The sequence below is a fragment of the Streptomyces sp. NBC_00670 genome (assembly GCF_036226765.1).
Taxonomy (GTDB): Bacteria; Actinomycetota; Actinomycetes; order Streptomycetales; family Streptomycetaceae; genus Streptomyces.
The window spans coordinates 6,924,691-6,950,421 of sequence record NZ_CP109017.1; the positions used below are offsets into that span (position 1 = coordinate 6,924,691).

26 protein-coding genes are annotated in these 25,731 nt (G+C 70.7%); 4 read left to right on the forward strand and 22 right to left on the reverse strand.

The window, feature by feature from the left end; all coding sequences use genetic code 11:
• Positions 1-7: 7 nt before the first annotated feature.
• The gene (locus OIE12_RS30330; protein WP_329140845.1) at positions 8-673 is read right to left on the reverse strand and encodes a response regulator transcription factor; all 666 of its coding nucleotides are present in this window, start codon (positions 671-673) and stop codon (positions 8-10) included.
• A 361-nt stretch (positions 674-1,034) separates the two neighbouring features.
• Between OIE12_RS30330 and OIE12_RS30335 the strand changes: the two genes are divergently transcribed.
• Both OIE12_RS30335 and OIE12_RS30340 read left to right on the forward strand, forming a co-directional pair.
• Positions 1,035-2,405 carry an MFS transporter gene (locus tag OIE12_RS30335; RefSeq protein WP_329142323.1) on the forward strand — a complete coding sequence of 457 codons (1,371 nt, stop codon included), beginning with the start codon at positions 1,035-1,037 and terminating at the stop codon, positions 2,403-2,405.
• Positions 2,406-2,746: 341 nt separating this feature from the next.
• On the forward strand, positions 2,747-3,031 hold the full coding sequence (locus OIE12_RS30340) for a helix-turn-helix domain-containing protein (RefSeq protein ID WP_329140847.1): 285 nt from the start codon (positions 2,747-2,749) through the stop codon (positions 3,029-3,031).
• Between the two features lie 209 nt (positions 3,032-3,240).
• Here the strand turns inward: OIE12_RS30340 and OIE12_RS30345 are convergent, their stop codons facing one another.
• The gene (locus OIE12_RS30345; RefSeq protein ID WP_329140849.1) at positions 3,241-4,134 is read right to left on the reverse strand and encodes a hypothetical protein; all 894 of its coding nucleotides are present in this window, start codon (positions 4,132-4,134) and stop codon (positions 3,241-3,243) included.
• Complete coding sequence (locus OIE12_RS30350; RefSeq protein WP_329140851.1) at positions 4,131-4,640, reverse strand: hypothetical protein; 510 nt, start codon at positions 4,638-4,640, stop codon at positions 4,131-4,133. Before OIE12_RS30350 ends, OIE12_RS30345 begins: the two co-directional genes overlap by 4 nt.
• A 250-nt stretch (positions 4,641-4,890) precedes the next feature.
• Between OIE12_RS30350 and OIE12_RS30355 the strand changes: the two genes are divergently transcribed.
• The gene (locus tag OIE12_RS30355) at positions 4,891-6,003 is read left to right on the forward strand and encodes a helix-turn-helix domain-containing protein (RefSeq protein ID WP_329140853.1); all 1,113 of its coding nucleotides are present in this window, start codon (positions 4,891-4,893) and stop codon (positions 6,001-6,003) included.
• Between the two features lie 12 nt (positions 6,004-6,015).
• Positions 6,016-6,597: an HD domain-containing protein gene (locus OIE12_RS30360; protein ID WP_329140855.1), complete on the forward strand. Its 582-nt coding sequence runs from the start codon at positions 6,016-6,018 to the stop codon at positions 6,595-6,597.
• A 215-nt stretch (positions 6,598-6,812) separates the two neighbouring features.
• On the opposite strand, the gene OIE12_RS30365 is transcribed toward OIE12_RS30360, so the two are convergent.
• The 19 genes from OIE12_RS30365 to OIE12_RS30455 all read right to left on the reverse strand — a co-directional run bounded on the left by OIE12_RS30365 (position 6,813) and on the right by OIE12_RS30455 (position 25,686).
• The gene (locus tag OIE12_RS30365; RefSeq protein WP_329140857.1) at positions 6,813-7,202 is read right to left on the reverse strand and encodes a hypothetical protein; all 390 of its coding nucleotides are present in this window, start codon (positions 7,200-7,202) and stop codon (positions 6,813-6,815) included.
• Positions 7,189-7,665: a hypothetical protein gene (locus tag OIE12_RS30370; RefSeq protein WP_329140859.1), complete on the reverse strand. Its 477-nt coding sequence runs from the start codon at positions 7,663-7,665 to the stop codon at positions 7,189-7,191. Before OIE12_RS30370 ends, OIE12_RS30365 begins: the two co-directional genes overlap by 14 nt.
• Positions 7,665-7,985 (reverse strand): hypothetical protein, encoded by a 321-nt coding sequence (locus OIE12_RS30375; protein WP_329140861.1) that lies wholly within the window; start codon positions 7,983-7,985, stop codon positions 7,665-7,667. Before OIE12_RS30375 ends, OIE12_RS30370 begins: the two co-directional genes overlap by 1 nt.
• Before the next feature lie 47 nt (positions 7,986-8,032).
• Entirely contained in the window at positions 8,033-8,899 is an 867-nt protein-coding gene (locus tag OIE12_RS30380; RefSeq protein ID WP_329140865.1) for a peptidoglycan-binding protein, read from the reverse strand.
• Entirely contained in the window at positions 8,899-9,138 is a 240-nt protein-coding gene (locus OIE12_RS30385; RefSeq protein WP_329140867.1) for a hypothetical protein, read from the reverse strand. The genes OIE12_RS30380 and OIE12_RS30385 overlap by 1 nt, the downstream gene beginning before the upstream one ends.
• Positions 9,139-9,167: 29 nt before the next feature.
• Complete coding sequence (locus OIE12_RS30390; protein ID WP_329140868.1) at positions 9,168-9,716, reverse strand: hypothetical protein; 549 nt, start codon at positions 9,714-9,716, stop codon at positions 9,168-9,170.
• A 13-nt stretch (positions 9,717-9,729) separates the two neighbouring features.
• On the reverse strand, positions 9,730-13,173 hold the full coding sequence (locus tag OIE12_RS30395; RefSeq protein WP_329140870.1) for a hypothetical protein: 3,444 nt from the start codon (positions 13,171-13,173) through the stop codon (positions 9,730-9,732).
• Between the two features lie 19 nt (positions 13,174-13,192).
• Positions 13,193-16,948 carry a phage tail tape measure protein gene (locus OIE12_RS30400; RefSeq protein WP_329140872.1) on the reverse strand — a complete coding sequence of 1,252 codons (3,756 nt, stop codon included), beginning with the start codon at positions 16,946-16,948 and terminating at the stop codon, positions 13,193-13,195.
• A 100-nt stretch (positions 16,949-17,048) separates the two neighbouring features.
• Complete coding sequence (locus OIE12_RS30405; RefSeq protein ID WP_329140875.1) at positions 17,049-17,495, reverse strand: HK97 gp10 family phage protein; 447 nt, start codon at positions 17,493-17,495, stop codon at positions 17,049-17,051.
• Between the two features lie 28 nt (positions 17,496-17,523).
• On the reverse strand, positions 17,524-17,688 hold the full coding sequence (locus OIE12_RS30410; RefSeq protein ID WP_329140877.1) for a hypothetical protein: 165 nt from the start codon (positions 17,686-17,688) through the stop codon (positions 17,524-17,526).
• Between the two features lie 71 nt (positions 17,689-17,759).
• The gene (locus OIE12_RS30415; protein ID WP_329140880.1) at positions 17,760-18,128 is read right to left on the reverse strand and encodes a hypothetical protein; all 369 of its coding nucleotides are present in this window, start codon (positions 18,126-18,128) and stop codon (positions 17,760-17,762) included.
• A gap of 58 nt (positions 18,129-18,186) precedes the next feature.
• Positions 18,187-19,434, reverse strand: a complete 1,248-nt coding sequence (locus tag OIE12_RS30420; RefSeq protein WP_329140882.1) for a phage tail tube protein — start codon at positions 19,432-19,434, stop codon at positions 18,187-18,189.
• A gap of 3 nt (positions 19,435-19,437) precedes the next feature.
• On the reverse strand, positions 19,438-19,800 hold the full coding sequence (locus OIE12_RS30425; protein WP_329140884.1) for a hypothetical protein: 363 nt from the start codon (positions 19,798-19,800) through the stop codon (positions 19,438-19,440).
• 56 nt (positions 19,801-19,856) lie between these two features.
• Complete coding sequence (locus OIE12_RS30430; protein ID WP_329140886.1) at positions 19,857-20,390, reverse strand: hypothetical protein; 534 nt, start codon at positions 20,388-20,390, stop codon at positions 19,857-19,859.
• Between the two features lie 4 nt (positions 20,391-20,394).
• Positions 20,395-21,285, reverse strand: coding sequence for a hypothetical protein (locus OIE12_RS30435; protein WP_329140888.1), 891 nt, complete (start codon positions 21,283-21,285; stop codon positions 20,395-20,397).
• 48 nt (positions 21,286-21,333) lie between these two features.
• Complete coding sequence (locus OIE12_RS30440; RefSeq protein ID WP_329140890.1) at positions 21,334-21,717, reverse strand: hypothetical protein; 384 nt, start codon at positions 21,715-21,717, stop codon at positions 21,334-21,336.
• A 1-nt stretch (position 21,718) separates the two neighbouring features.
• Complete coding sequence (locus OIE12_RS30445; RefSeq protein WP_329140892.1) at positions 21,719-21,991, reverse strand: hypothetical protein; 273 nt, start codon at positions 21,989-21,991, stop codon at positions 21,719-21,721.
• Between the two features lie 78 nt (positions 21,992-22,069).
• Positions 22,070-23,788 (reverse strand): hypothetical protein, encoded by a 1,719-nt coding sequence (locus OIE12_RS30450; RefSeq protein ID WP_329140894.1) that lies wholly within the window; start codon positions 23,786-23,788, stop codon positions 22,070-22,072.
• A 71-nt stretch (positions 23,789-23,859) separates the two neighbouring features.
• Positions 23,860-25,686 (reverse strand): hypothetical protein, encoded by a 1,827-nt coding sequence (locus tag OIE12_RS30455; protein ID WP_329140896.1) that lies wholly within the window; start codon positions 25,684-25,686, stop codon positions 23,860-23,862.
• Positions 25,687-25,731: the final 45 nt, after the last annotated feature.

Genomic DNA, 25,731 nt, shown 5'->3' on the forward strand with positions numbered 1-25,731 from the left:
CGGTCCCTCACTCCCCGAAGCGGTAGCCGAAGCCGCGGATGGTGGTGAGCAGGCCCGGGCGGCGCAGCTTGGCCCGGAGCTGGGTGAGGTGGACGTCCAGCGAACGGGACACGGCGTGGAAGGCGTCGCCCCACACCTCGTCGAGCAGCAGCTGACGGCTGACCGCGGTGCCCGCCCGCGCCGCCAGCACCGCCAGGACGTCGAACTCCTTCGTGGTCAGCTCCACCTCCGCCCCGGCCACCGTCACCCGGCGGGCCGCGAGGTCGACCTCGACGTCCCCGACCGCGACCGTGCGCGCGGCCCGGTCCCGCTCACCGCGTGCCGCCGCCCGCCGGGTGACCGCGTCGATACGGGCCAGCAGCTCCGCCAGCCGCACCGGCTTGACCAGGTAGTCGTCGGCGCCCAGACGCAGCCCGCGCACCACCGACCGCTCGTCGCCCCGCGCGGTCAGCACCACCACGCACAGATCGCTCACCGCGCGCAGCGCACGCAGCACCTCCAGACCGTCCACGTCGGGCAGGCCCAGGTCCAGCAGGAGGACGTCGGCGCTGCGGTGGTAGGTCAGCACGTCCCGGCCGTGCCGCACCCGGCGGGTGACGTGGCCGTGGTCGTACAGCACCTCGACGAGCGCGGCGGCGACGCCGTCGTCGTCCTCGGCCAGAAGTATCTGCACGGTCGGGGCCTTCCGTGGGGCGGGGGCAGGGGGCGGGGCCGACTGTAGACCCGCCCGCTGTGCGCGGTCCAAGGGATCTCACACGGCGGTCACCAGCGACGACGCGTCGTCGGGGGGCGGGGCGCCGGTTGTGTTAAGGGACGGTTAGTTCTGGGCCGCGCGCCCTCCACGGCACCGCACGGAACCGGCCACGCTGCATCCGCCCGTCGCCGCTCGGCGGGCCGGATCCGCGGCCGGACGCCACGGCCGCATCCACAGCATCCGTTCCCCAGACCCCAAGGAGAGGTCCGTGGCCACGACAGGCGCACCGACCACCGCGCGCAGCCCCCTCAAGGCGCTGATCGGCGGTTCGGTCGGCAACATGATCGAGTGGTACGACTGGTTCGTCTACTCCACCTTCTCCGTCTACTTCGCCTCCGCGTTCTTCCCCGACGGCAACGCCACCGCGCAACTGCTGAACACCGCCGGGATCTTCGCCGTCGGCTTCTTCATGCGGCCGGTCGGCGGGTGGCTGCTCGGCCGCGTCGGCGACCGCAAGGGCCGCAAGGCGGCACTCACCACCACCGTCACGCTGATGTCGCTCAGCGCCATCCTCATCGCCTTCGCGCCCACCTACGACCAGGTCGGCTACGTCAGCGTCGCCGTGCTGCTGGTGGCGCGGCTGTTGCAGGGGCTGTCCGTCGGCGGTGAGTACGCGGCCAGCGCGGCGTACCTCAGCGAGGCGTCCACGCCGGGGCGGCGCGGGTTCTTCGCGAGCTGGCAGATGGTGTCGATGAAGGTCGGCCAGCTCGTCGGGCTCGGTATGCAGATCAGCCTGCAGCACAGCATGTCGGACGCGACGCTCACGTCGTGGGGATGGCGCGTCCCCTTCGTCGTCGGCGCGGCCGGCGCGGCGGGCATCTTCTATCTGCGGCGCAACCTGATGGAGACCGAGGCGTACGACGAGCTGTCCGCGGCGGAGGGGGACGGCGAGGGCGCCGGTGAGCGTGCCCGGCGGGGGACGTTGCGGGCGCTGCTCGCCTACAAGCGGGAGTTCGCGCTCGTCATCGGGTTCAGCATGGGTGGCACGTTGTGCGACTACACGTACTCGACGTATCTCACGAAGTACCTGTCGAACACGGCCGGACTGAGCAAGGACACGGCGGCGCTGGTGAGCTTCTGCGCGCTGATCGTCTTCATGGTGCTGCAGCCATTGGCGGGCGCCTTGTCCGACCGGGTCGGACGGCGGCCGTTGCTGATCACGTTCGGAGTGGGGGCGGTGCTGGGGACGGTGCCGTTGATGACCGCGCTGGGGCATGTGAGTTCGTTCGGTGGGGCGTTGGTGCTGATGGTGGCGGGGCTGGTGGTGATCACCGGGTACACGTCGATCAGCGCGGTGGTGAAGACGGAGCTGTTTCCGACGCATGTACGGGCGCTGGGGGTGGCGTTGCCGTACGCCATCGGCAACGCGTTGTTCGGGGGGACGGCGCAGTATGTGGCGCTGTGGTTCAAGAACGCGGGGGCGGAGTCGGGGTTCTACTGGTATGTGACGGGGTGTGCGGCGGTGTCGTTGGTGGTGTACCTGCGGATGCGGGAGACGAAGGACGTCTCACTCGAGCAACCCGGTGACCAGGCGTTTTCCGGTGACCTGGGGCGGAGTTCCCCGTCTCGGCCCGCCTCGGCCCGTTTCAGCTCTTCTCGCCGCCCAGCCGTGTTCCCGTGGGAGCACGCCGGGCACGACCGGGATTCGTAACCCGAGTGAGCAGCCAAAACCTGCTCACCCAACTCACCCGGCGGCCTTCCGTGAGCGTCCATACGGATCATGGCCGGAACACCTCGCCGGGACGTCGTGCAGGAGGGGATCTTGCTGGGCCCGGCGCGCGCTGCCGGGCCCAGCAGCGGCCTCATGACTCCCGCTTGCGGAGCATGGAGGCAGAGACCGCTCCCGCCACCCAAGGGCCCCAGGGCGGCAAGCATTCAGCCCATTCGGGACGTTCCTGGCGGGAAGTCCCAGCATTCAAGCAGCTCGCAAGGCGGCTGAAAAGTGCCCAGCTGGGCACTGACACAAGATCTTTTCCCCACGACGTTGGTGGGGTGCCCGAGCAAGAGCCCGACTGGAGCGTTCTCCGGCGCCGCGCCATCGGAGAACGCATCCGCACCGCGCGCCGGCACCGGAAACTGACACAGGAGCAGCTGGCCCACGCCATCGGCCTGGACCGCCGGACCGTCCACCGCTACGAGACGGCCCTGCGCGACCCCACCCTGTCCATGCTGCTGCTGATCGCAGACGGCCTCGAAGTCTCGCTGGCAGCTCTCGTCGAGGTGTCCTCCGAGCTGGATATGCGCCAGGCCCGCCGCGACGACCGCCCCTCGCGCTGAGCGGGCCCGCACATGGCGCCCGCCCCCTACCGCTCAGGCAGGCCGCGCGGATTCCATCGAGGCGCGCTGTTCGGCCAGGGCTCCGCGCTGGATCCGGTAGCCGGTCCCGCAGACGTCGTCCACCCGGCATCGCGGACACCACTGGCGATGGCTGAGCCACACCTGCGCCGCTGGCGCCCGCCGGACTACCGGCAGCTCCTGCGGCCGCCTCACCGGGCGGGCCGCTGCCTTGTGCTGACGACCGTTTGGGTCTGGCCGGGCTCTCCTGGGTGGGTGTCCTCGGCGATCCGGTAGACGACGTGGTCGGCACTCCAGTCGCGGCCCGGGTCCCAGGGGCGCCGACGCCTGCGCAGCCGGAACCCGGCCTCCTGCAGCGCCCCCACGGCCAGCCGTACGCCCGCTGTCCAGTGCGCCTCGGCTCCCACCGGCGCCACCGGCCGGTCCTCGAGCCGCCGGAAACGCGCATCCGGGAACCACTTCACCAGGCCGGCCTCCACGGACCCGGGCGGCCACAGCTCCTCCGGCAGCGTCTGGATCACGCACATCCCGGCGCCAGTCGCCCGCTGCATCCCGTGGTCCCACAGCTGCGGCTGCGAGGAACGGAGCGCATCCTGCATGCGCCGCAACGGGTCCGGGCGCCGCTCCCCGGGCTGCCGGCGGAGGCGCGGGGGGCTGGCGCGGCGGAGCTCCGCCGCGGGGCGCAACCCGCTGGGCACGCCGTGCGGAAGCCGGTAGACGACCAGGGAGGCGTCGACGTGGTGTTCCGGCGTCCTGGGGGTGCCCCATTGCTCGACGACGTACTCGTGCCGTCGCAGCTGGCGCGCGCACTGTCCCAGCCGATCCTCCCAGTGCCGCCTCTGCGACACCACGTCGGCGCCCCGGTATGCGGGGTCCGGGTAGAACGTCACGACGCAGGCCCGCTCGGAGCGGGTCGGCCAGAGCTCCTCGGGCAGCGGCTCGGCGCGGAACCAGCCCCATCCCTCGGGGATCGCCCGGGGCCGCGCGCTGAAGTCCAGATGCAGCCCGCCGATCCCGAGCCGCTCGAGCAGGGTGTTCGTCTCCGTGATGCTGACCGCGACGGGTGTGGTCGGGTCGTACCTCATGAGCCCGCCCCGCCCGTCGAGGTGGTGGCCTCCGCGGGCTCGAGGCGGCTGTGGCCGAGCTGCACGAGCTCCGCCACGGCGCGCGGCTTGCACAGGTCGCCATCGTAGCGGGGCGGCACGATCCAGTGCGGCCCCGGCGGCTCCACGCGGTGCGGGGCGGGCAGCCCGAGGTAGACGCCGTCGCCGAGGCACGCCGCGAGGCGCTCGTGCTGCCACGTCAGGCCGGCGTGCCCGTGGATCAGCGCGTAGTACAGGGGGCCGACGGCGTGACGCGGGTCGAGGGCGACGGCGCCGTCCAGGTGGTCGAGCAGGTACTCGGCGACCTCGGCGTGGTCCTCGGTCTGCGCGGCCGCGTGGACCAGGGCGCCGGGCACTCGGATCGCGGAGATCCGTACTCCCATGGCCAGGAGCGCGAAACCGGTGCACTGCATCTCACGGGCCGCCTCGGACGGCCTGGGATGGGAGCGGGACAGCCAGGAGATGAGCAGATGGGACGGAGTCGGCATCGGAACCTCCAGTACGAGCAGGGATGGACGGGACGGGCGGCGCGGCCGGTAATCGGCGCTCGCCGTCCCCGCGTCCGCCCGGAGCTGCCTGCCTGCCACCCACGGGTGAGGTTTCGCTTTCAGCACCCACCGTGACGGCCTCCCTACTAGGCTCGATCGCTGGTGGGTACGACCGTAGAAAGCGCAGGTCGCGCCCTGAAGTGACCGCCAGTACGGGTTATCCGGCGTCACCCGCAAGGAGAGACGCACCATGCCGCCACGCCAGCCCGCAACCCTGACCGCCGGTCAGGGATCCCCCCGGCCCCGCCTCGGAGTGATCTCCGGATACGCCCTGCGCGTCATACGGGAGCAGCTGGGCTACACCCAGGAGGAGACGGCAGGCCAGGTGCAGGTCTCGCCCGACACGATCGCTGGCTGGGAGTCCGGACGCCGCCCGCTGACCGCCGTACCGGTCGGGCAGATGCTGATGCTGCGCCACCGACTCCTCGCCCTCGGGACGACGCCCGCCCTCCTGACCGCGTTCGAGCGGGCCCTCGAGGCGGACGTGCTCCTCGCCGGCGCTCTCGATGAGGCGACGCCGCCGGAGGGCAGCCCGCTGGGCTCCTGGGTGATGCAGCGCGACCTCGTAGAGGTCCTCACCTGGCCGCTGAACGGCGTCGCCCCAACGCCCCTGCGGTCCCTGCCCGCCCCGGCACGGCCCCGGCGCGGGCCCGTGCCGACCGCTCCCGAACTCAGCGACCGCGACCGCACGGTCTTCTTCGACCGGATGCGGGCCACTGCCGAGCAGGCGCGCGGCGAGGGGCAGTTCCTCCTGCGACGCCAGGCCCTGTACCTGGCGGGCTACGACGACAGCCACGACACCCCGCAGTGGCTCGCCCACCAGCAATCCCTCGAGCGCCCCGACGGCTGGCTCACGGACTGGCTGAACTCCCGCTCCGTCGCCGCCGTCTCCGCCCGGCAGGGAGACACCGACCGCATGGAGCACTTCATCGACTCCGTCCTCCTCGACGACGACCCCGGGGAAGCCGCCAACCTGGCCTACTGGGCCTACTGGATCGGCGAGACCCCACACGTCGAGTTGTCCGACGACTTCATCGCCTCCCGCGCACCGGGCGCCTGGCACGGCGAGAAACTCCTCAACCACCTCACCCGCGGCCTCCGGCCCGACCACGGCTTCCTGACGCTGAACATCCACAGCATCTGGGCCCTCCTCACGATCCGCCCCCACCTCCTGCGCTCCGGCGCAGCAGGCCGCGCCCTCAACGAGCGGATCCCGATGATGTTGGATAGCGGGCAGTTGTCGACGCGCGCGCGTCGGGAACTAGACGGCATCCGCTACGCGATCCGCCTCGCAGAGGCGTGAAGGGAGTCCACAGTGGCAGAGGACTTGTCCCCCGTGGCCCGGTTCCTGTACGAGGCAGGGACCCTGAAGCAGACCAAGCGCAGCGGATGGTGGATGGCCGGCGTCCGGGACCCCGAGTCCGTCGCGGAGCACTCCTGGCGCACCGCCCTGATCGCGACGATCATCGCCAAGCTCGAGGGCGCGGACCCCGCGCAGGCCGCGTTCCTCGCCGTGTGGCACGACGCCCACGAGACCCGCACCGGCGACGTGAACTACCTCGGCCGGAAGTACGCGCCCCAGGCCGACCCGGAAGCGGTCACGGCCGACCAGGTCGCCGGGATGCCGGACAGCGTGGCGTCCGCCGTGCGGGACCTGATCGCCGAGTACGAGGCCAAGCAGTCGCCGGAGGCGCTCTGTGCCCGCGACGCCGACAAGCTGGAGTGCATGATCCAGGGCATCGAGTACAAATCGCAGGGCTACACGGACGCCCAGCGGTGGATCGACAACAGCCGAGGCCGCATCACCACGAAGTCCGGGCAGCAACTCGCGGACGAGGTCCTCGCCACCGGCTCCCTGGACTGGCTGCGCACCGCGCTCGGCGAGCAGCAGCCCTGACCCGGGCTCTGTCCCGCAATGGCAAAACCGGGCCCCTCCCACGTGTGTGGGAGGGGCCCGGCCCTGTTGAGCGCTCGCAGCATCGGCTCCTGATGATTTGAGCACCCGCAGTATGGCGTACGGCACCGACAGCCATTTCACGCCTGGTAATCGAAGACGCCAGCCCGCACCGGCGCCTTCGAAACTCGTGGCAGAGGACGATTGACGCCTTGGGATTACTGGGCGTCGCGGGCGGCGATCAGCTCGGGATCCATCGGCACCAGCGGTATCCCCGCCGCACGCAGCCGCTCGTCCTGGTGCCCGATGTGCACCAGCGCCAGCGTCAGCAGCCGCGTCGTGCGGGCGCCCTGCGTACGGGCATCGTGCAGGTCGTCCTCCATCGTCCGCATCCGCTGGTACAGCTCCGTCATCTGCTCCTGGAACCACCGGTACATCTCCGGCGACACCACCCAGGTGCCCTCCGGCTGGACCGGCGCCGGCGGCAACTCCGCGCCCTCCGGAACCTCCTGCACCGTCCTGCGGGTGCGACCCATCCACGCCCCCCACGCCGACCCGCACGTGGACACCAGGACAGCCAGCAGCCCCAGCCAGCTAGTCGGCTCCATGCGCCACCACCGCCGGGATGATCAGCCTCGGCCGCGTCAGATGCGCCACGGCCGCGATCAGCACCGCGTGGGACGCCCACGGCGCGATCGACCCCCACGCCACCGCGGACCGCCCCGACGCGGCGCTGATCGCGTACGCTGCCGACCACAGCAGCGGCGGCGCCATCGCCGCGGCGACGCCGACCAGGTCCCGGCCCGGGCGCACGAGCGCATAGGCCAGGGCGACGGCTCCGGCGATGATCCAGAGCCAGCCCCACGCCGTCATGCACATCAGGTCCAGCAGGATGCTGATCCCGCGGACGGTCCCATACCGGGGCTGCACGGTGATGGACAGGCCGTAGCAGATCCACGAGACGCCCGAGGTGGCCAGCGCCAGCCCTCGCCACGACAACCGCCGCCACAGCCCCCGCACCCCGCCCCGCACCCGCGCCCGCACGCCTGGGGCCGAGATCCGGCCGGCCATCAGCGCGCCTGCGGAGGAGCGGGCGCCGGGCCGCCGGCGGACGTCGCCGCCTCGATCTGCGGTGCGATCCCCGACGGCCGCCACAGCGTGCGGTACGCCGCGCCGATCGCGATGGCCGCGACCAGGATGCACGTGACCACCGGCCGCGCGTGGAAGTCGTCGTTGAAGTAGGCGGTGCCCAGTCCGTCGCCCACGGCGACCAGGAGCATGAACAGCCCTTTCAAGGGGCCGCTCCAGCGTGGCTGAATGGCGACGGCCATGACGGGCGGAAGGACGTACCCGAGGGCCGCGGCCCACAGTTCAGCATCGGTGAGAGGCATGCCGAATTTCCCCTTCTTCTCTCAGTGCGCGGTACGACGACGGCGGGTCAGCTCGCGGGCACTTCCAGGGCATCCCAGGTCTCCGGGCCGGGCGGCCACTTCAGCGCGGCACCCGTCCAGCCCTTCTTGTGCGTCGCGTTGTACTCGCGCTGCCAGGCCTCGTAGCTCTCCACGTCGACCACGCTGAGCTTCGGTCCCGGGCCGACCCTGTACCGGCCGCAGCCGACGTCGACCAGGCGCTCACCCATCCGCGTAAACAGGTCGGAGACCTTGCCGATCGCGGGCTTGCCGTGGCTCATGAAGAAGGCGGCACCCGGATACGGCTCGTACCGCGCGCCGCCGGTGAACGCGGGCCAGGTCAGCGGATCGGTGTGGTCGTTCTCGGGCACGCCCTTGTGCGGGTACCAGCCCGCCTCGCTCTCCCACGTCCGCTCATCCCGCACGGCGTGCACGGGGTCGCCGGCGGGCCACCGGTCCGGCACGCCCCAACTGCGCACCCAGGCCAGGATCTCCGACCAGCCTTTGCACGGGGTGTCGACCAACTGCGCATACACCACACTGCCGACGGTGCAGTGCGGGAAGAACAGCGCCTCGATCTGCAGCACCACCGACCCCGCGCGGTTCGTACGGGTCCCGCCCGCCCCGTCGGCGAGGCTCTTGCTCCTGGACGTCGCCGGCACGAACTGAGCGACCCTGCCCGTGAACGGATCCCACAGCAGATGCGGGGCCACCCCGCGCCCACTGCCCGTGAAATAGCCGAGCAGGTTCTCGTACGGCACGAGCGCGGCGGGCTTCGCCGCGCTCGCCGTACGGTCCCACGTGATGTGCGCGATCGCCTTGGCCGGTCCTCCGTCCGTGGGCGCGTGGTCGCCGATGTCGTGCCGGGCCGCGCCCGGCATCCATAGCTCTGTCATCAGGTGTCTCCGTTCTCCGCAGACTGGCGCGCCTTCACTGCCTGTTCGAGGGCGGCGACGACGTCGGCCTGGACGGCGAGCGCCGCGGCGGTCCACGCCGTCTGGATGGCTTCGCCGAGGTCGTCCCAGCCGGGCATGGGGTCCCCTCGGAAGTTCTTGTGACTGGTGCTGGCCCCGTAGGCGGCGTAGGCGACTTGGGCGAGGTCGTGCTGGTCAGGACTGTTCGCGGCGGAAGCCATGCGTGCTCCAACGGGGGGAAGGGGGGACGTCAGCCCGCGAACCACTGGGTGGAGAGCGACGGTGCGACATCGGTGCCGGTGGACGTGTTCAGCGCGGCCCCGCTGTTCTGGTAGCCGTAGACCTCGATGTAGTCGCCGACGGCGCATACGGCCTGGGCGACCGACAGCCGGGAGCTGGAGTGGGTCGCGGTCGCTGGCAGGGTCTTGTCGAAGGACCCGATGATCGCGGTGCCGTTGACGGCCAGGCGTACGGCCCGGTTGCCGGTGGCGTTGGCGGCGAAAGCGGCGGTGCCGGTGATCAGGTAGGTGCCTGCGACCTGCACGGTGTAGCGGCTGGTGTTGGTAGTGGTGGAGTGGCCGCCGTCGCTGTCGTAGACCTCGGTGTCGATCGTCAGCGCGGTCCAGGTCGCGTCGCTGATCGACTGGGCGGTGGACGCGTATCCGCGGAAGCGGGGTGGGCCGTTGCTGCCGGAGCCGAGGACCCAGTTCCCGATCGCGGCGGTCTGCGCCATCCACAGCGCTGCGGTCAGGTAGTTCCCGGGTGCCTCGGTAGCGATCACAGGGACAGTGCGTGCCACCAGACTGCTCCTCTCAGTACGCGAACGCGATGCTGTCGAACTGGGCGACTGCGTCCCACGTAGTCGGATCCGTCACACCGGCGGGCAGCACCTCGCAGACCACCGCCCCCGACGCATGGCTCTTCGTGGTGGGAGCGGCGAGGGTGAGGGCGGCGCTGGTCCAGCCGCTGCTGGTCACCCCCACCGCCAACACCGTGACCGTCTCCGCACTGCTGCTCCCGGGATCGAGGGTGAGCTGCTGCCCCACCGGGAGTTGCGCGGCGAGCGGGTTGACGTTGTCGGCCGACGCGTTGACCGTGAGCGTGCTCGTCCCCGACGCCGCGGCGGAGCCGAGCGTCGTGTGCCAGGCGGCGAACATGCCGTACGGGGTGGTGTCCGCCGGGGAGCACTGAAGGGTGCACCAGGCCTCGTTCTCGTCGTCGAGCTCCCAGTCGATCTTCTCGACGAACACCTCGGCCTGGATCGGCGGAGCTCCGTTGGGGCGCCGCATCACCCGCGCCCGGGCGCCCAGCTCGAGGGTCAGCAGGGCGGGCCACATCGCCGGGATCGCCGACACGTGCAGCTTGATCGCGGACATGCGCAGCGCGGGGCGCCGGTAGCGGGACAGGAAGTAGCCGGCGCCGTCCTGGCATTCCAGTGCGCTGGTCGAGTTGATCGTGCGGGTCAGGGGCCGGCCGAAGAAGTCGAGGATGCTCGCGTTGTCCTGGGCGTAGAAGACCTGGCCCGTCGACTCCTGGGTGACCTGGACCTTGTTGCCGAGGCGGGTGGAGTCGTAGTCGGGCCGGATGTCCTCGTACGGCCACTCGCCCAGATCGGTCCGCTCCCCGAAAACGATCTGGGGGGTGATCGCGTTGTAGCGGGCCGAGCGGCTCACGAACGTGACGCGGCCGTCCTTGCCGACGAAGTGGTTCCCCGCTTCGGTCTCCACGACGGCGTTGAGGGCGGACACGGCGTCCTGCCCGGCAATGTTGGAGGCGGGCCCCATGCTGGTCGTCAGGCCGGTCTGGATGTTCGTCGGGCCGCTGTACCCGGCGTAGCGCAGGATGCGCGCGTATCGTGCGTCGGTTGACTCGCCGGAGCAGGCGGCCTTCCACGCCGAGTACAGCTGGCCCATCTGGGCGCTGCTGAGCAGGGTGGGCCATTCGGCGATGAAGGAGATGTCGCCCTTGAAGTTCCAGGTGGTGCCGTTGCCGACGGTGATGTCGACGAACGCGCCCACGTGGTCACCGATGATTCCGGTGGGTGTGACGGTGCTCGACACCCCGCTCACCAGGCCGGACGCGCCGTCCTGCGAGACCAGCACGGTCCCCGTGGCTGCGTTGTAGCCGAAGACGAGCAGGTGCCAGTTGCCGTCAGCGCAGTTCGTCGGGCTGCCGAAGTAGACGTTGACGGGGGTGCCGCCCGAGGGTCCCAGCATGTGCAGGACCGGTTTGCCGTCGCTCCAGAGGTAGACGTAGATGTGCGAGCCGGACGGGGTGCCGGCTGCGCGCTGCTGGTCCATCGAGGACCACAGGCAGGTCGCGTACGTCGGCTGCGGCCCCGTGTACCGGAAGGCGATCGCCCGGGTCCACAGCGCCGGGTTGGCGGGGCCGGCGATGCCGCTGCTGCTCAAGCGGAGGAATGTGGCTCCGCCGGTCGTCACGTTCTCACCGGGGTTGGAGTTGTCGAGGGTCATGACCGGGCCGGCTGCGCCGGTGAAGATGCCGTTGACCGGGTCGGTGGCGGTGACCTCGGTCCCGAAGACGAGGCTGCCAGCCCCGTACTTGCTGATGCCGGTCTGCGCGGGCGGATATGTGCCGGTGGCGTCGGCGGCGCTGGTGCTGCCCTGGGCGTCGTCCAACTTGAAGAGGAAGCGGGGGCCGGTGCCGTTGTTGCTGATCTCCGCGGTCAGGGGGTCGTCGAGGTCGGCCTGGGACAGCAGAGCGAAGGTGTCGACGGCGGTGATGCCGGTGCGGCCGTAGGTGCCGTCGTTGCTCCAGTCCGGCGGGTACCGCTCGACCCACCCGCCGAAGAACGGGTACCAGGTGCCGGGGCAGGTCCAGGGCGTGGCGGTGGAGCCGGTCTCGAGCTGCCAGCCGTCGACCTGGATGGTGCAGGCCGCGGCGGTGGTCGCTGCCACGCGGACTCCGGTGACCAGGTAGGCGGCGTCGGCGTTGAGGGTGGCCGTCACCGTCAGCGTCGTCCAGGCCGCGGTGGCCGATCCCGTCAGGACCGCGGTGGAGCCGACGTTGGGCGTGCCGCTGGTGTCCGCCTTGGAGCTGTAGAGGAACGGGGCGACGGACAGCGTGGTAGAGGGGGTGAGGTTCCGGACCCGCATCTGCATCGTGTACGTGCCACCCGCTTTCGCGGCGGGCTGCGGCGTCCAGCAGATCAGACCGGGCGTCGTCGTCCCTGTCGCGGCCGGCGTGCCCGAGGGCACCGCGTACTGCAAGGCGCGGCCGCCCTGCCACGCCGTTGCGGTGGCGACGATGCTGCCGCCCGAGGTGTCGGTGCTGGAGAACGTGGAGACGCCGCCGGCGCCCTGCGGGATCTGGCCGAGGGCGAAGCCGCCGACGTCGCCGCCAGAGGCCTGGATCTGGGTGAGGAGGTTGCGGGTGCGGGGCCACTGCGCGCGCATCCGGTAGGGCTGGAAGGGCTCGACGTGCCCGTAGAACGGCGAACTCGTGTTGAGGGGGTCGAAGAGGCCGTCGGTGTTGGCGAGCGCGCCGGACATCTCGCCGGCCTGCATCTGGTCCGTCTCGTACTGGCGGCCCCGGCCCGTGCCGAACTGCCCGCGGGTCCGCTCGCTGACGTCCGCGAACCGGTCCAGCGGGTAGGTCCCGGCGTTGGCGTTCCAGCGGGCGGCGAACCCGTGCTCCATCTGAGGCCAGTTCGGGTTGTACCGGCCGCCCCGGACGTTGACGGCGGCGATCGTCGCCACCAGCCCGGCCACTTCGCCGGTCGAGGCGGACGTGAGGAACTGCACTTGCAGCACGGTCGGCGACCAGCTGTAGGTGATGGAGCCCAGCTGTGCCCAGTTCAGGCCGTCCGCGGAGCCATCCGCGAACCAGGACCCGGCCTGCTCGCGCAGCCTCCACCAGCGGTGGGCGTGCGGGTCGTAGGCGGGCAGCGTGGTGACGGTCGCGGTGCCGGACACGGTTCGCACGAGTTCGAAGACGCCGGCGCGGAGCCGGAGGGTGATGTGGTTGTTGGCGTCGACGAGGAGGCGGAGCGCGGTGCTGGTGCCGCCGTTGCCGTTGGGGACGGTCCCGATCCGGGCGTAGAGCTGCGAGCCGGTGCCGTCCCACACCGACGTTGTCCCGAACACGTTGGTGGCCCCGCTCGTCGTCGGCTGCGCGAGAGTGACGAGGCAGTTCGTGGTGTCGAGACTGGCCGTGCCCGCGGTGACGTTGTTCCACAGCCCGGTGTTGATGGCTCCGGTGGTGAACAGGTCCTGCAGCTCGGCCAGGCGCGCCATGACGGGGATGTCCTTTCGGTCAGCGCCGGTAGGGCGGGTAGGTGGAGGGGTTGCGGGCGCCGACCTGCGCCAGGCCCTCCTGGACAACGGAGATCAGCTTCCGCTCGGTGAGGACGTGGCCCTCGACGTTGACGTGGAGGTGCTGGTGGATGACGGCGCTGGTGCCCGCGGTCCGCTGGACGGGGACCCGCAGCCGGCTCGCACTGCCGGCGAGGGCGTTCTGGCTGATAGTGCCGGCGTCGGTGACGCGGGCGGACAGGCGCGAGGCGGCGGTGACGGCGTGGCGTGCGGCGTCGTCGATACCGACGGCCAGGCCCTGCGGGATGTACTGACCGATGTCGGCGAACACCTGCGACGGTGACTTGATCTTGAGGGCCTTACGGATGGCGGCCGCCATCTTCTTCGCGATCGAGACCATCTGCTTCTCGATGGACTTCTCCTGCTTCTGCAGCCCCTTGACGAGCCCCTTCGCCGCCTGGATCCCCGAGTTGTACATGGCGTCCGCCACGGTGGTGCCGACGCTCTTGGCCTGCGATTTCATGCTGGACTGCAAGGAGTTGATCTCCTTGATCTGCCCCTTCGAGGCAGCCGCCAGCGCGCGGGCGGTGTCGCCGCCGCCCTCCACGCCGGCCGCCGCGACCTGGTCGATCAGGTCCGAGCGCACGCCCTTCGACTTGAGCGCCTTCAAGTTGCGGGCGAACTCCGTGACCTTGGCGGCCTGGGCGCGCATCTGGGTCACGATGTCGAAGGAGTTGACCGCGCGGCCCTCGGCGGGCGACTCGGTGACCACGCTCACGCCCTGCATGATCGAGGAGGCGACTTCCTTCTGCTTGTCCGCCCAGCTCTTCTGCAGGTCCGCCAGCTTCTTCTGGGCGGCCTTCAGCTTCGCGGCGACCGCGTCCCTCTTCGCCGCGAGGGACCGCATCACCTTGTCTTCCTTTTTCACGTACCGCTCGACGCCGGCCAGCGCCCGCAGCTTCGACGCCACCCACGCGTTCGTACGCCGCCCGGCCGCGCTCCGGCTCGAGGTGCGCTGGTCCTTGAGCCGGTTCCTCGTCTGGATGAGGAGGGTTTCGATCCGGTTGGTGGCCGTCTTGACCTTCGCGGTGGAGGCGGTGAGGCCGTCGACCAGGCCGTGCCCGACATACAGACCGAGCGAGCGGAACACCTTCGACGGCGAGCTGATGCCCATCGCCGACTTGAAGGAGCTGATGGCGGAGTGGGCGATCGAGCGCATCACGCCGGAGACGCTGATGGACCGGACCCCGCGCAGCAGGCCGCGGATCATGTCCGCGCCGGCCGAGGACAGCAACGACCCCAGGTTGCCCAGCGCTTTGCGGGCGCGGCTGGGGATGCCGGCCACCCAGCTGATGAGCGCCAGCCCCTTGGCCTTGCTGTAGTTGAGGAAGGAGCTCCATGCGTTGCTGGCGAGCTTGCCCAGCCTCCCTGGCAGGCCCCCCAGGGGGCCGAGGATCTTGCCCGGTAGAGAGCCGATCCACGACAGCAGCCGGCGCCCGTAGGAGAGGACGCCGTGGTAGGCGCTGGAGAAGCCCTTGGTGATTTGCTTCCAGTGCTTGACGATGTACGCGACCGCGATACCGATCGGTCCCGTCAGCAGGACCAGCAGCGTCTTCCAGTGGGTCTTGACGTAGCTCACGACCCAGCCGACTGCGGCGCCGACCGCCCGGAAAGCGGCGTTGCACATGTTGCGGAACCAGGTGACGTTCTTGTACGCCCAGATGAGGCCGGCGACGAGGGCGGCGACCGCGATGACGATCAGCATGATCGGGTTGGCGTCCATCGCGACGTTCAGCGCCCACTGCGCCACCGCGACCGCCTTCTCCGCGATCGCCGCGGCGAGGAGCCTGATCTTTTGCAGGGCCCAGGCCGCTGCCGAGCGCAGCGCGGTCGCGGTGGCCATGGCCATGCGCCGGGTCAGGGTCAGCGCCGCGCTGCCGGCGGTCCGCATCGCCCCGGCGGCGCCCCGGATGCCGGTGGCCAGGCCGCTCCAGGCGGCCTTGCCGCCCTTGACGGTCAGATTGCCGACGGTCTTTCCGAACTGGCCGACACCGCGGATGGCCGCCCGGGAGCCCTGGACGCTCCCGTTCCACATCTTCCGCAGTGCGCCGCCGAAGGAGCCGGCGCGGCCTGAGAAGGCGGACTGGGCGACCTGGGCGGAGCGGAAGCCCTGGACGATACGGCGGGTCGCCTGGAAGCCCGACTTGCCGAGCTTCGCGAACGTGCCGATCGGCTTGAGTGCGCTCATGGTCATCTTCGCGGCGAACGCGACGACGGACAGGGCGAGGACGCCGCCGATGACCGAGGCGAGGGCCAGGGCGACCTTCTGGTGCCGGGAGAACCAGTCGACGACGCGCGTGACGACCGGGATGAGTTTCATGCCGATCTGGATCGCCAGGACTTCGATGGCCTGCTTGGCCTTCGCCAGGCGGACGTTGAATAGTTTTTGAGTGGCGTCCCAGCCCTCGACGTCTTTCGTCGCGTGGTTGTAGGACTCGCGGATTTTCTTGACGCGCTCGTTGTATGCGTCGGTGTTCTCCCCGGTGAGCTGCAAGGCCGTGTTGAGGCCGATCGCGCCACCGAGCATTTTCTTCATTGCCTCGGTGTACGTCTGCGCTGCCGGACCGCCCCGCTTCAACTCGGCGGAAAAGCCGTTCGTTTTGTTACGGAGGGTGGCGTACTGGCCGAGGAGATTTGCCTGCTCGGGCGGTAGAGTCTTCAGCTCCTTACGCCAGTCGCCCAGGCTGATTTTTCCGGCGCCGTACGATTTCGCGAGGCCCTGAATGCTCTTGGGCATCGCCTTGATCATCTGGTCGGCGTCTTTCGCCGCCTGCTTCGTCTTGTTGAACGACGACAGCAGCAGGGTGCCGGACTTGCCCATCTTGCCCAGCACGGTGCGGGACAGGAGGTCGAAGGTGCCGGACAGGCCCCGGCCGCCCTTGTCGACGTCCTTCAGCCCCTTGGCGACGTCGGTCGACGACAGGCCGAGCCGCTGCATCTCCTGCACCGCGACGTTGTTCGGCGACGCCAGGGAGCGGATCGTGGAGGCGAGCTCCTGCGTGCCCTCGCGGGCGCTGGTGCCGTGCTGCGTCAGCGTCGCCAGAGCACCCGACACCTCGGAGAACGACACTTTGTTCGCGGAGGCGATCGGCAGCACTGTCGAGAGGGAGGAAGCGAATTCCTCCATCGTCATCTTGCCTTCACCGGCGGCGGTTTTCATGGCGTTCATCACCTGAACGCTGTCTTTCGCCTTCAGGTGATACGACGCCATCACCGATGTCATCGCATTGGTGACGGACTCCAGCGACGCATTTTCTTCACGAGCACCCTGCGCCGCCGCCTTCAAAACCTTCAGGCCGTCGGCGCCACGAATACCGGCCTTTTCGACCTGGTACATGCCCTCGGTCAAATTGTGCCAGTCGGTACCCGTCCCCTTGGCAATGTCGAGAATGCCCGTACGGACTGTTTTCAGACCGGACAGCGTTTCCCCGGCGGCGGTGTGCAGCACCATGGTCTGCGCCTCGAAATCGCCCGCCATTTTCATGGAGGCGACCGCCACGCCGGCGCCGATCAGGGAGACGCTCTTGCCCATGCGGGCCATACCCGCGAACGCGGTCGCGCCGGCCGCCTTCATCCCTGCGGCGGTGCCGTCGACCTGAGCCCGCGCCTCCCGCATGGTCGCGCGGAGCTGGGTGATGTCACCCAGCATCCGCACCACCACGGGGGGCAGGAGCCCCCCACCGCCGCCACTGCTCATGCCGGCGTCACCGCCTCTCCGGCATCAGCGGCCCGCACCACGCCGACCAGCCGCTGCGCGAGCGCGCGGGCGTGCGGTCAGGGGTCGGCCTGGGGGTGGATCAGTGCGAGAGCGCGGCGCGCCAGGCCACGTGGTAGGCGCGCGCGACGGCGCCGCTGGCGACGATCTGCTCGTACGCCGGCTGCACGTAGGGCCGGGGCGGGAGCACCGCGTAGTTCGCCGTGCCGCCGAGCTCCTGGACGCGCCCGTAGGCGGCGGTCGGGCCGACTTCGGCGAGCCACCGCCCGAACCCCGCCGGGACCGGACCGGTGATCTTGATGGAGCGTCTGAGGGTGCCGGTGACGAGCGAGGGCGGCTCGCCCGGCGCGGACGGCGTCGGCGTGCCCTTGGGGTGGCTCGAGGTCGTCAGCATCTGCTTGATGGCCGCCTCGGCCAGATGCGCGGCGTGCGCGGTCGCAAGCCGGGTCGCGCGCTGCAGGTCGTGCTCGAGCGCCGCGAGGGCGCCGTTGAGCTGTGACAGGCCGGTGATGTGCACGGACCCCGACACCCGGCCACCCCCTTCGTGTTGCTGGGGGTCAGCGGGAGCGCGTCTGGCGCTCGGCGTCCCGCTCGGCCTTCTCGCGCGCCTCGTCGCGGATCTCGTCGAAGAGGCCGGCGACGTCGGGGATGCTGTTGAACAACTCCAGGGGCAGGGCGTCTACCTGTGCCGGAGTCCAGTGGTAGCGCTCGGCGAACCACACGTAATCGACGGCCCGGTCGAACCGGGTCTCGGGCCACCGGCCGGGCGGTGTCCGTCCCTCCAGCCGGGCCTTTACCCGGCGGAGGGCTCGGTAGGGGACGCCGGGTCAGCGACCTGCTCCGGCGTCTTCTGCGCCTGCTCCGGGTAGAGCAGCTTGTGCGCCTCCCGGATCAGCGGCAGTTCCTCGAGGGCGTCGCCGTCCGCCATGGGCAGCAGCGCGAGGGATTCCAGGGTGACCGGGAGCGGCAGGTCGTAGGACCAGGCCGTGATCATGACGACGAGGACGCCGTCGGACAGTTCGAGGGCAGTGCCGAGGCTGAGCTCGACGTCCTCGTCGATCGGCACCAGCTTCAGCGCGCGCTTCTTGTCGCCGCGGCGGAGGGTGGCGGGGTCGCGGAGTTCGACCCAGGCGCCGGACGGCAGGCTGACGCGTTCGGACATGCGGTTCTCCAGGTGAGGGTGTGAGGGTGGAGCCGGCCGCGTGGGGCGGCCCGCGGGGTCAGTAGGTGCCGGGCGCGACGTTGCAGGTCACGGAGATCTTGCAGGGGCTGTAGGAGCCGGAGCCGCCGGCGTTCGCCGTGTTGAGGACGGCCTTGAAGTTGTCGCTGTACTCCACAGCCGTCTTGGAGCCGTCGGGCTCGGACTCGGTGAACGCGGCCTGGGCGAAGTCGAACTGCACCGCCCCGTAGGCGAGGCCGGCCAGCCCGTTGTCGATCTTCAGCTGGAGCTGGGGCTGCGTGTTGTTGATCATGTACAGGTAGGGCGACTCCGAGTCCGCGACGAAGTTCAGCTTGCCCTCGCAGGTCAGGCCGGCCCGCTGGATGATGTACGGCGACTGCGCACCGTTCCCCGTGAAATAGGGGTTGAGCTCGCGCTTGAGGTTGATCTCCCCGTCCGTGACGGTCCGGATCAGCGTGCCGCCGGACGCCGGGCCGCCGATACCGACGGACATCCGCCACGACGCCATCGGCGCAGTCGTGCCCGGGTTCGACACCGGCGCCGCTCCAGCGATCACCGACGGATACGACGTCGCCTTCGCGTCCCACGTGAACAGGTCCGATTCCGCGTTCCACTTGAAGCCCACCTCGGAGAAGCAGGCGCCCGGGTACTGGCGGGCGCCCGTGGAGGCGGTGGGGCCGAGGAAGTGCGTCAGCGTGTGCGACAGCGGCTGACCGTTCCCAGAATTGAGGAGGGACCAGGCGTAGGTGTACGGGCCGGTGACGGGCTGCACAGTCTCGCTCGAGGCGTGTCCGTAGGCCAGGCCGTCGACCGGTGCTGTCAGCGGGATGGTGTAGGGGCCCGACCCCGATGGCGTGCCCGTCGTGACGACCTCGGCAGTCGCGCCAGAGCCGATCTGCACCAGCGTGCCGGAGGGGATACTCACCGCGGTGGAGATGCTCGTGTCGCCCGCCGCCGCGCTCGCGGAGAGCGTCGTGCCACCGGACCCGGTCGACGTACCAGTGACGGCCAGGTCACCCATGATGTTCCGCAGGATGTACCCGAGCCCGTCCAGGAAAACCGGCCCGGACAGGTCGAGCTCGGCCGTCTGTGTCCCCGGGATCTGCGCGAAGCTGTCGGTTGCCATCGCGCCCCGCCACGCCTTGTCCTCCAGGAACTTCGGACTGTCCTTGGGCTTGAAGCTGTCGACGAGGAGGGTGGCCGTCATCGCGACCGCCGTGCCCTGGGCCGACTCGTTCGCGATCCCGACGAACTGCTTCGCCGGGGCGTAGGTGGTGGGGGTGGTCACCGGCTACTCCTTGCTGCTCAGGAGGCCGCCGGCGTTGTCCGCGGCCTGGTTCGGCTTCTTGCGGGTCTTCGCCCAACGCCCGTCCGCCGGCGGCCCGCCCCGCCACTCGAAGACGGTCGCCGCCCGCTCCGGAACCCCGGGACTGTCCTGCGTCTCGGGGACCACGGGCTGGTGGGCGTGGCAGGTGAGCGGGACGTGCGGATAGACACAGTCGGTGCCGTGGACGTACTCGTACACGCCCGGCGGCAACTGCTCCGGCGCGCTCTGCGAGGCGTCGGCCGCGTCCTGGTCGCCGGGCGTCGGGGCGTCCTCCTGCACGGCCTCCGGCTCCTGGTCGTTCGGCTTGCTGGTGGTGGTCTTGGCCATAGGGCACTCCGGTCCAAGAGGCGAAAGAAGGGGGACGGAACAGGGGGTGCAGGGGGTCAGGCTTCGACGAACTCCACGGCGGCGAACCGCATCGTGAAGTAGCCCTTGGTCAGACCGGCCTTGGTCGCGGGCTGGGAGTAGTCGAAGTCAATGCCGTCACCGCCGGACTCGGCCACGTGCTCACCGGCCTGGAACACGGTCCCGCCCAGCGTCCGGTCGCGGCGCATCTGCTCGACCAGGGCGTCGCGCAGGGCATAGGCGTCGTCCTGCGCGTCCTCGGCGTACGGGGTCCTCGAGCGCAAGTAGACGTTGAGGACGACCTCGTACACGATCTGCTTCACGCCGGAGTGCTCGCCGCCCACCGCGCGCCGCGTCTCGTGCTGGCGCGGGATCCACACCACGACCTGGCTGCCGGTACGCGCCCCGGGCTCCATACCGGTGTAGTAGTCCTCGTGGCGGTCGTCCGTGGGCCAGGCGCGGCGGACCACGCCGACGCCGGTGACCGGCGAGCTGCGGTACGTGCGGGTCGCCTCGTCATAGGCGCCGCCGTAGTACCGGCAGATCCCGTCGAGAACCTGCTGGATTGCCACCGTCTCACCGGACCCTTCGGTAGCTGGCGAGGGTGCGGCGGGCCTCTTGCAGCAGTCCCATGCCCCGGGTGCGGGAGTCGTCGGAGCGGGTCGACGACGTGGCGTTGTCGGGGTATTCGTCCTCGGCTGTGGAGTCCGGCCGCAGCAGCTGGCTGATCGTGTGCTGCACGACGGCCAGCCGCAGGTCCGCCGGCATCCCCGAGACGTCGTGCCCCGCCGCGTGACCGGAGCGCAGCGGCTGCGCCAGGTCGACGACCGCCGGAGCCGGGGTGCTGCTCGGGGCGGGGGCGGTCCAGGCGGGGTCGACGACGATGGATTCCTCGGCCCCGGGCTCCCAGATGCGATAGGTGCCGCCGGGCTCGATCCCCGTCGGGTCCCGCACCGTGATGCTGGTGCCGGCCTGGTCGGCGGCGGCGTCCAGGACCGTGGCGACGCGGCCGGCGACGTAGGCAACCTGCGCATACACGTCCCCGCCGACCGCGGGCGAGCCGAACTGGAGACTCCCGGACCAGGCCATCGTCCCGGCGTTGGCGAGCGAGACGACGATGTTGGTGTCCTGCTCCACCCACACCGTCGGACTGTCCAGGGTGGTCAGCGCGCCCGGGGTGTAGCCGTAGCCCACCGAGAGGACCCGGACGATGGGTCCGTGGTCCGCGTGGACCGTCAGCATTCCGTCCCGGCCGCAGAACACGCGCTCCCGCTGCGTGAACAGGTGCGCGGACAGCGGCTGGTCGCATTCGTTGTCGGCCCACTCGGACGCGGCCAGCAGCCGGTTCGTCAGCTCCGCAGTCTGCGCGGCGGGGTCACCGGTGCCCGGCAGGCTGAGGCCGTCGGTGTCGAGGTAGGTCGGGTGCGCGCGGAACGCGGCCGCTGACACATACGGAACGCCGGCCACGCCTCACCTCCCATCAGTCAGGGGTCGGCGGCCGTGACCGGGCCGGGATCAGGAAGCTGCGGTGGGGGCGCGCTTGTAGCTGCCGTGCTCACAGCCCACGGCGGTCACGTCGGACCCCAGACGCTCCCAGCCCGGGAAACAGACGCGGCAGATCTCCGCCTCCGGCCCGCTGGGAGCGTCAGGGAGGTCGGGCATCGGATCGGCACTCCCGGCGTCGTCCGGAGGCGTCCCCTCCTCGTCCGCGCTGCCGTCGCCCTCCTGGCCCCCCGCGGCACCCCCGGGGGACTCCTCCTGGGTGGCCGGGGCGCTGCCGTCGTCCGCAGCGCCGTTGCCGTCGGCGACCCCTTGGTCCGCGGCCTCCTCGGCCACCGGCGGGGTGCTGTCGTCGGCGTCCTTCGCGGCCTTGGACGCCGTGGTCTTCCTCGCAGCCACGTCAGCTCTCCTTCTCGCAGGTGCCCCCGCAGCGGGAGCACGTCTTGATGTAGGCGGCGAACCCGCAGACGCCGCAGCGGTACCCGCCCCGTGTGCTGCGGCCGCCGAGGTTGGCGGGGAACGCGCCGTACTGGCGCAGGGCGCGCTCGTGCTGGGGGTTGTCGACGGTGACGGTGCCGTCGCGGCCGGCGGTGTACGAGGTGACGGTGCCGGTTTGTGCGCCCTGGATGTCGATGCCGCGTACGGCGCCGTCGGGCAGGCAGAGTCGGGCCATGACGGGCTCCTGAACAGGTGAGGGTGAGCGGGGCCGGGGTGGGGCGCGGACGTGCTTCCCGCGCCCCGCCCCAGTGGGTCAGACCTTCTGGATGCCGGTGAGCGCGGCGTTCCAGGCCGGGGCGTAGCAGACGAGCGTGCCGAACCAGTAGCTCGAGGACTCGAAGGCGAACTGGTTGACGGGCCAGTCGACGCCCATCATGTCCTGCACGTTGTAGACGGCCCAGACGTCCGAGACCTCGGAGTCGGGCAGCGGCAGCGTGTCGGAGATGATCGGGGCGTTGCCCTGGGGCAGCCAGGGGTGGACCTCGACGGAGACGCCCTTGCCCGTGACCTCGTTGATGATCGTGTTGACGACGTCGCCGAGGGTCACACCGGTGAGTTGGTCCTGCGTGATCGTCATCCGGTAGTTGCTGCTGGACGACGTCTTCAGGGAGTCCGAGAGCTGCTTGCGGTCGGAGCCGTTCAGCAGCGTTCGGTCGGGGTCCGCCTTCACGTTGTCGTACAGCGCGGCGAACGCGGCCTGCCACTCCGAGCCCGGATTGCTGGTGGACAGGGCGGCGTTGAGGCGCTTGACGTACCCGGAGTCGGCGCCGGTGCAGATCGGCAGGATGCCGTCGTACCCGGCCGTGTACGCCGTGGTGTCCGCGGTCACCGCCGACGCCGCGGTGCCGGACGTCGGGAGCGTGCCCTGGAGCGTGAAGGTGTTGGTGCCGGAGCGGCCGGCGTACCAGCGGGCGGAGTCGCCGGGGTCGGACGAGCCGGTGGAGACGTACACCCGCATACCGGTCGCGCCGGCCGGCAGTGTGACGGTGACGTCGACGACCTGGCTGGAGGGTGCCACGTTCGCGGCGCTGGAGAGCACCGACTGCCCGAAGTCACCCGCATCGCTGGTGACCTTGACGTAGATGTTCGTCGAGACACCGGACAGCGCTGTCTCACCGGTAACGGGGGACCGGGCGGTGAGCGTGACGCCCGTCGGCGCCGTGAGAGCGCCGAGGAACCCGCGGGCCGACGTGCCACGGCCGAGGAGCAGCATGCGCTCCTCCAGCAGCATGCTCGAGTAGAGCAGGCTGGTGCGGGACAGCTGCCGGATGTCCTGGTAGCCCTGGCCGGCGTACTGCGCGGACCAGGTGACCTGGTCCGACACGCTGAACTGGCTGTAGGGGACGGTCTTGTCGTAGCCCGCGTACGTGATCTTCGGGCCGCGCGCGTAGTACAGGTTGTTGCTCGCGCCGGAGGGGGCGAAGTTTGTCTGCGTGGTGTCGACGATGCCCGGGTGCAGGTTCGCGACGCCGCCGGTCGCCGTACCCGTGAACCCGCTGATCACCTTGAACTGGTGCGCCAGGCCGATGCCCTTCCGGCGCGGGAGCCGGTTGCGGATCGGCGTCGGGCGCGGCGTGAGCATCTTGGCCGGAGCCTCGAGGTCGTACGCCACCAGACCGGTACCAAGCGGCGAGGTCGTGGTGATGTCCTTCACCAGGTCCGGCTGCTGGGCCTTCAGCGCCTCCAGCGCGGAGGTCACCGACGCCAGCGCGTCCGGACTGATCGCCTTCCCGATGTCCCCCTCCAGGGACTTCGTGAGCGCCTCGTACGCCGTGGTCGGCGCGGTGGCGTGGAAGTCGAGGCCGCGGCCCTCACCGAACGCGCGGGCGACGTCGCCCTGGTGGAGCGTGCGGGTCGGCGCGGTATCGACGGCCTTCATCAGCTCGTCGAACCGGCGGGACACTTCGGTGCTGGAGAGCGCGGGCGCCTCCGGGGAGTCCCCGAAGAGCACCTGGGCCTTGGGCAGAGGCATGCTCTGCTCCTCTCATGCGAACGCCCCCAACAGGGGGCGGGTAGGAACGTAAGGGGGGTGCTGCGCAGGGGTCAGGCGTCGGCCTTCGCGAGGAGCTCGCGGCGCCGCTCGAGGTAGCCCTCCCGCAGCTCGCGGTCGGAGCAGGCGTCGGCCTTCGCGAGGAGCTCGTCCGCCTCGGACCGCAGCAGGATGGCGTCGCTGTCGCGCGCCGACTGCGCCTGCGCCGCGGTACGGGTCAGCGCGGGGCCGCCCGGCAACGGCATCGCCTGCAGCTCGCCGATCGTCTTCATCGCCTTCGCCAGCTCGCCCGTGAGCGACTCGATGCGCTCCTCGTGGGCGGTGTTGGCCTCTGCGACGGCGGTCTTCACGAGCTCGGCCACGTCGGCCTTCGTGAGAGCCTCGGCGGCACCCTGCTCCGTGGGAGCGGTGTCCGCCGGCGTGGGCGCCACCGGCGCCGCCTCCCCGCCCTCGCCGGCGGCAGAGGCGGGGGCGTCGGCCTTGGCGGTGGTGGCCTGGTCGGCACGGTCCATGGCGTGAGCGTCCTTCTCGCACTGCTCCCGCTCGTTGAACCACTTCAGGGAGCGGACGGCGTCCAGGAGGAGGCTGATGTCCATCGCCTCGTGCAGGTTGCCCTCGGCGAGGGACTCCGCCTCGCTGATGATCAGCTTGGCGATGCACGCGATGGCCTCGGTGGCGGTGGCGATCGCCGCGTCCTCGTCCCCGCCCTCCCCACCGTCGCCTTCCCCGCTGCCCTCACCGTCGGTGGCGGTGTCGTCGGCCTTCGCGAGATCCGGGACCAGGCCGCGGACCTCCCGCAGGATCTCCTCCGCCTTGGCGACCCGCACTGCCTGCTCCGCAGTCTCCTGCCCGGCGCCGTCGGCCTTCGCCGCACCGCCCTTCTCCGAGCCGTCGGCGTTCCAGTTCTGGGGCACCATGCCCTCCAATCCGAGGGCCTTGGCCCGCTTGATGATGTGCTTGCGGATCGCGTCGTGGTCGGCGTTGCCGCGCCCCACCGCCTTGATGGCCTTGCGCAGGTCCGCCTTGCTCGTGATCGGATACGAGCCGTCCGGCATCGCCGCACCCGCACTCGCCGCGCGGCGCCGGCCTGCGGCGGTGAGGTCGGCCTTGCCGAGCTCGGCGAGACGCTCGTCGACCAGGCCCCGGATGAGCTCCTCCGAGACAGGGCCCCCGTCGACCTTGATCAGGAACGACGGAGACGAGACCACCACCGGCGACCGGGTGCCGGCGTCGGTCTTGGCGGCCTCGGCGACGACTGCTGCGCCGGCGTCGGCCAGGCTCGTCAGCGCCGTGCGTACCGCGTCGGGCAGCTGCTCGTAGACGTCCTCGGGGATCCCGAAGGCAGCTGCGTCCGTCTTCTCCACCAGGAGGGCGCCCTCGACCGCCTCGAGCGTGCCGTCGGCGCCGTCGGCCTTCGCGATCTCGAACGTGGTCGTCGGGTTGCAGGGCCGGTCGACGACGGATACCTCGACGATGTCCCCTCCGACGACCTCACCGCCCGGAGCGTCCGCCTTCCCGACCTTGATCCTGGGGTTCTTGATCCCGACGCTGAACCCCTTGAGGACCTTGTGCTTCACCTTCAGACACGCCACCGGATCGACGATGTGCGCGGCCAGGAGGTGACCGGTGTCGCCGTCGCCCTTCGTGAGGCCGACGCCGACACCGACCGCCCGTTTCGCATCGTGCTGCTCACGGACGTTCGCCCCCTCGCTGAACCAGGCCGGCATCGCCTTGTCCAGCCAGTCCGCGTTCAGGCGCTGCCTGTCGCGGTCGAGGTGGGAGGACGCGGCGGGCCCGTAGACCATGAACGTGCCGTCGTCCTGCTCCTCCGACTTGGTGATCGGCGCCCACGCGAAGGTGAGCCCCTGGTTCGGGTCCATCGGTCGTCCTTTCGTGCACGCGCCCGCCGCGCGGGCCGGCCGGGG

Excerpts from the sequence above, each read along its gene's own strand:
- OIE12_RS30335 (WP_329142323.1), top strand. The coding sequence starts at position 1,035 with ATGATCGAGTGGTACGACTGGTTCGTCTACTCCACCTTCTCCGTCTAC.
- OIE12_RS30345 (WP_329140849.1), bottom strand. The coding sequence starts at position 4,134 with ATGAGGTACGACCCGACCACACCCGTCGCGGTCAGCATCACGGAGACG.
- OIE12_RS30350 (WP_329140851.1), bottom strand. The coding sequence starts at position 4,640 with ATGCCGACTCCGTCCCATCTGCTCATCTCCTGGCTGTCCCGCTCCCAT.
- OIE12_RS30355 (WP_329140853.1), top strand. The coding sequence starts at position 4,891 with ATGCCGCCACGCCAGCCCGCAACCCTGACCGCCGGTCAGGGATCCCCC.
- OIE12_RS30365 (WP_329140857.1), bottom strand. The coding sequence starts at position 7,202 with ATGGAGCCGACTAGCTGGCTGGGGCTGCTGGCTGTCCTGGTGTCCACG.
- OIE12_RS30370 (WP_329140859.1), bottom strand. The coding sequence starts at position 7,665 with ATGGCCGGCCGGATCTCGGCCCCAGGCGTGCGGGCGCGGGTGCGGGGC.
- OIE12_RS30375 (WP_329140861.1), bottom strand. The coding sequence starts at position 7,985 with ATGCCTCTCACCGATGCTGAACTGTGGGCCGCGGCCCTCGGGTACGTC.
- OIE12_RS30380 (WP_329140865.1), bottom strand. The coding sequence starts at position 8,899 with ATGACAGAGCTATGGATGCCGGGCGCGGCCCGGCACGACATCGGCGAC.
- OIE12_RS30385 (WP_329140867.1), bottom strand. The coding sequence starts at position 9,138 with ATGGCTTCCGCCGCGAACAGTCCTGACCAGCACGACCTCGCCCAAGTC.
- OIE12_RS30395 (WP_329140870.1), bottom strand. The coding sequence starts at position 13,173 with ATGGCGCGCCTGGCCGAGCTGCAGGACCTGTTCACCACCGGAGCCATC.
- OIE12_RS30400 (WP_329140872.1), bottom strand. The coding sequence starts at position 16,948 with ATGAGCAGTGGCGGCGGTGGGGGGCTCCTGCCCCCCGTGGTGGTGCGG.
- OIE12_RS30415 (WP_329140880.1), bottom strand. The coding sequence starts at position 18,128 with ATGTCCGAACGCGTCAGCCTGCCGTCCGGCGCCTGGGTCGAACTCCGC.
- OIE12_RS30425 (WP_329140884.1), bottom strand. The coding sequence starts at position 19,800 with ATGGCCAAGACCACCACCAGCAAGCCGAACGACCAGGAGCCGGAGGCC.
- OIE12_RS30445 (WP_329140892.1), bottom strand. The coding sequence starts at position 21,991 with ATGGCCCGACTCTGCCTGCCCGACGGCGCCGTACGCGGCATCGACATC.
- OIE12_RS30450 (WP_329140894.1), bottom strand. The coding sequence starts at position 23,788 with ATGCCTCTGCCCAAGGCCCAGGTGCTCTTCGGGGACTCCCCGGAGGCG.
- OIE12_RS30455 (WP_329140896.1), bottom strand. The coding sequence starts at position 25,686 with ATGGACCCGAACCAGGGGCTCACCTTCGCGTGGGCGCCGATCACCAAG.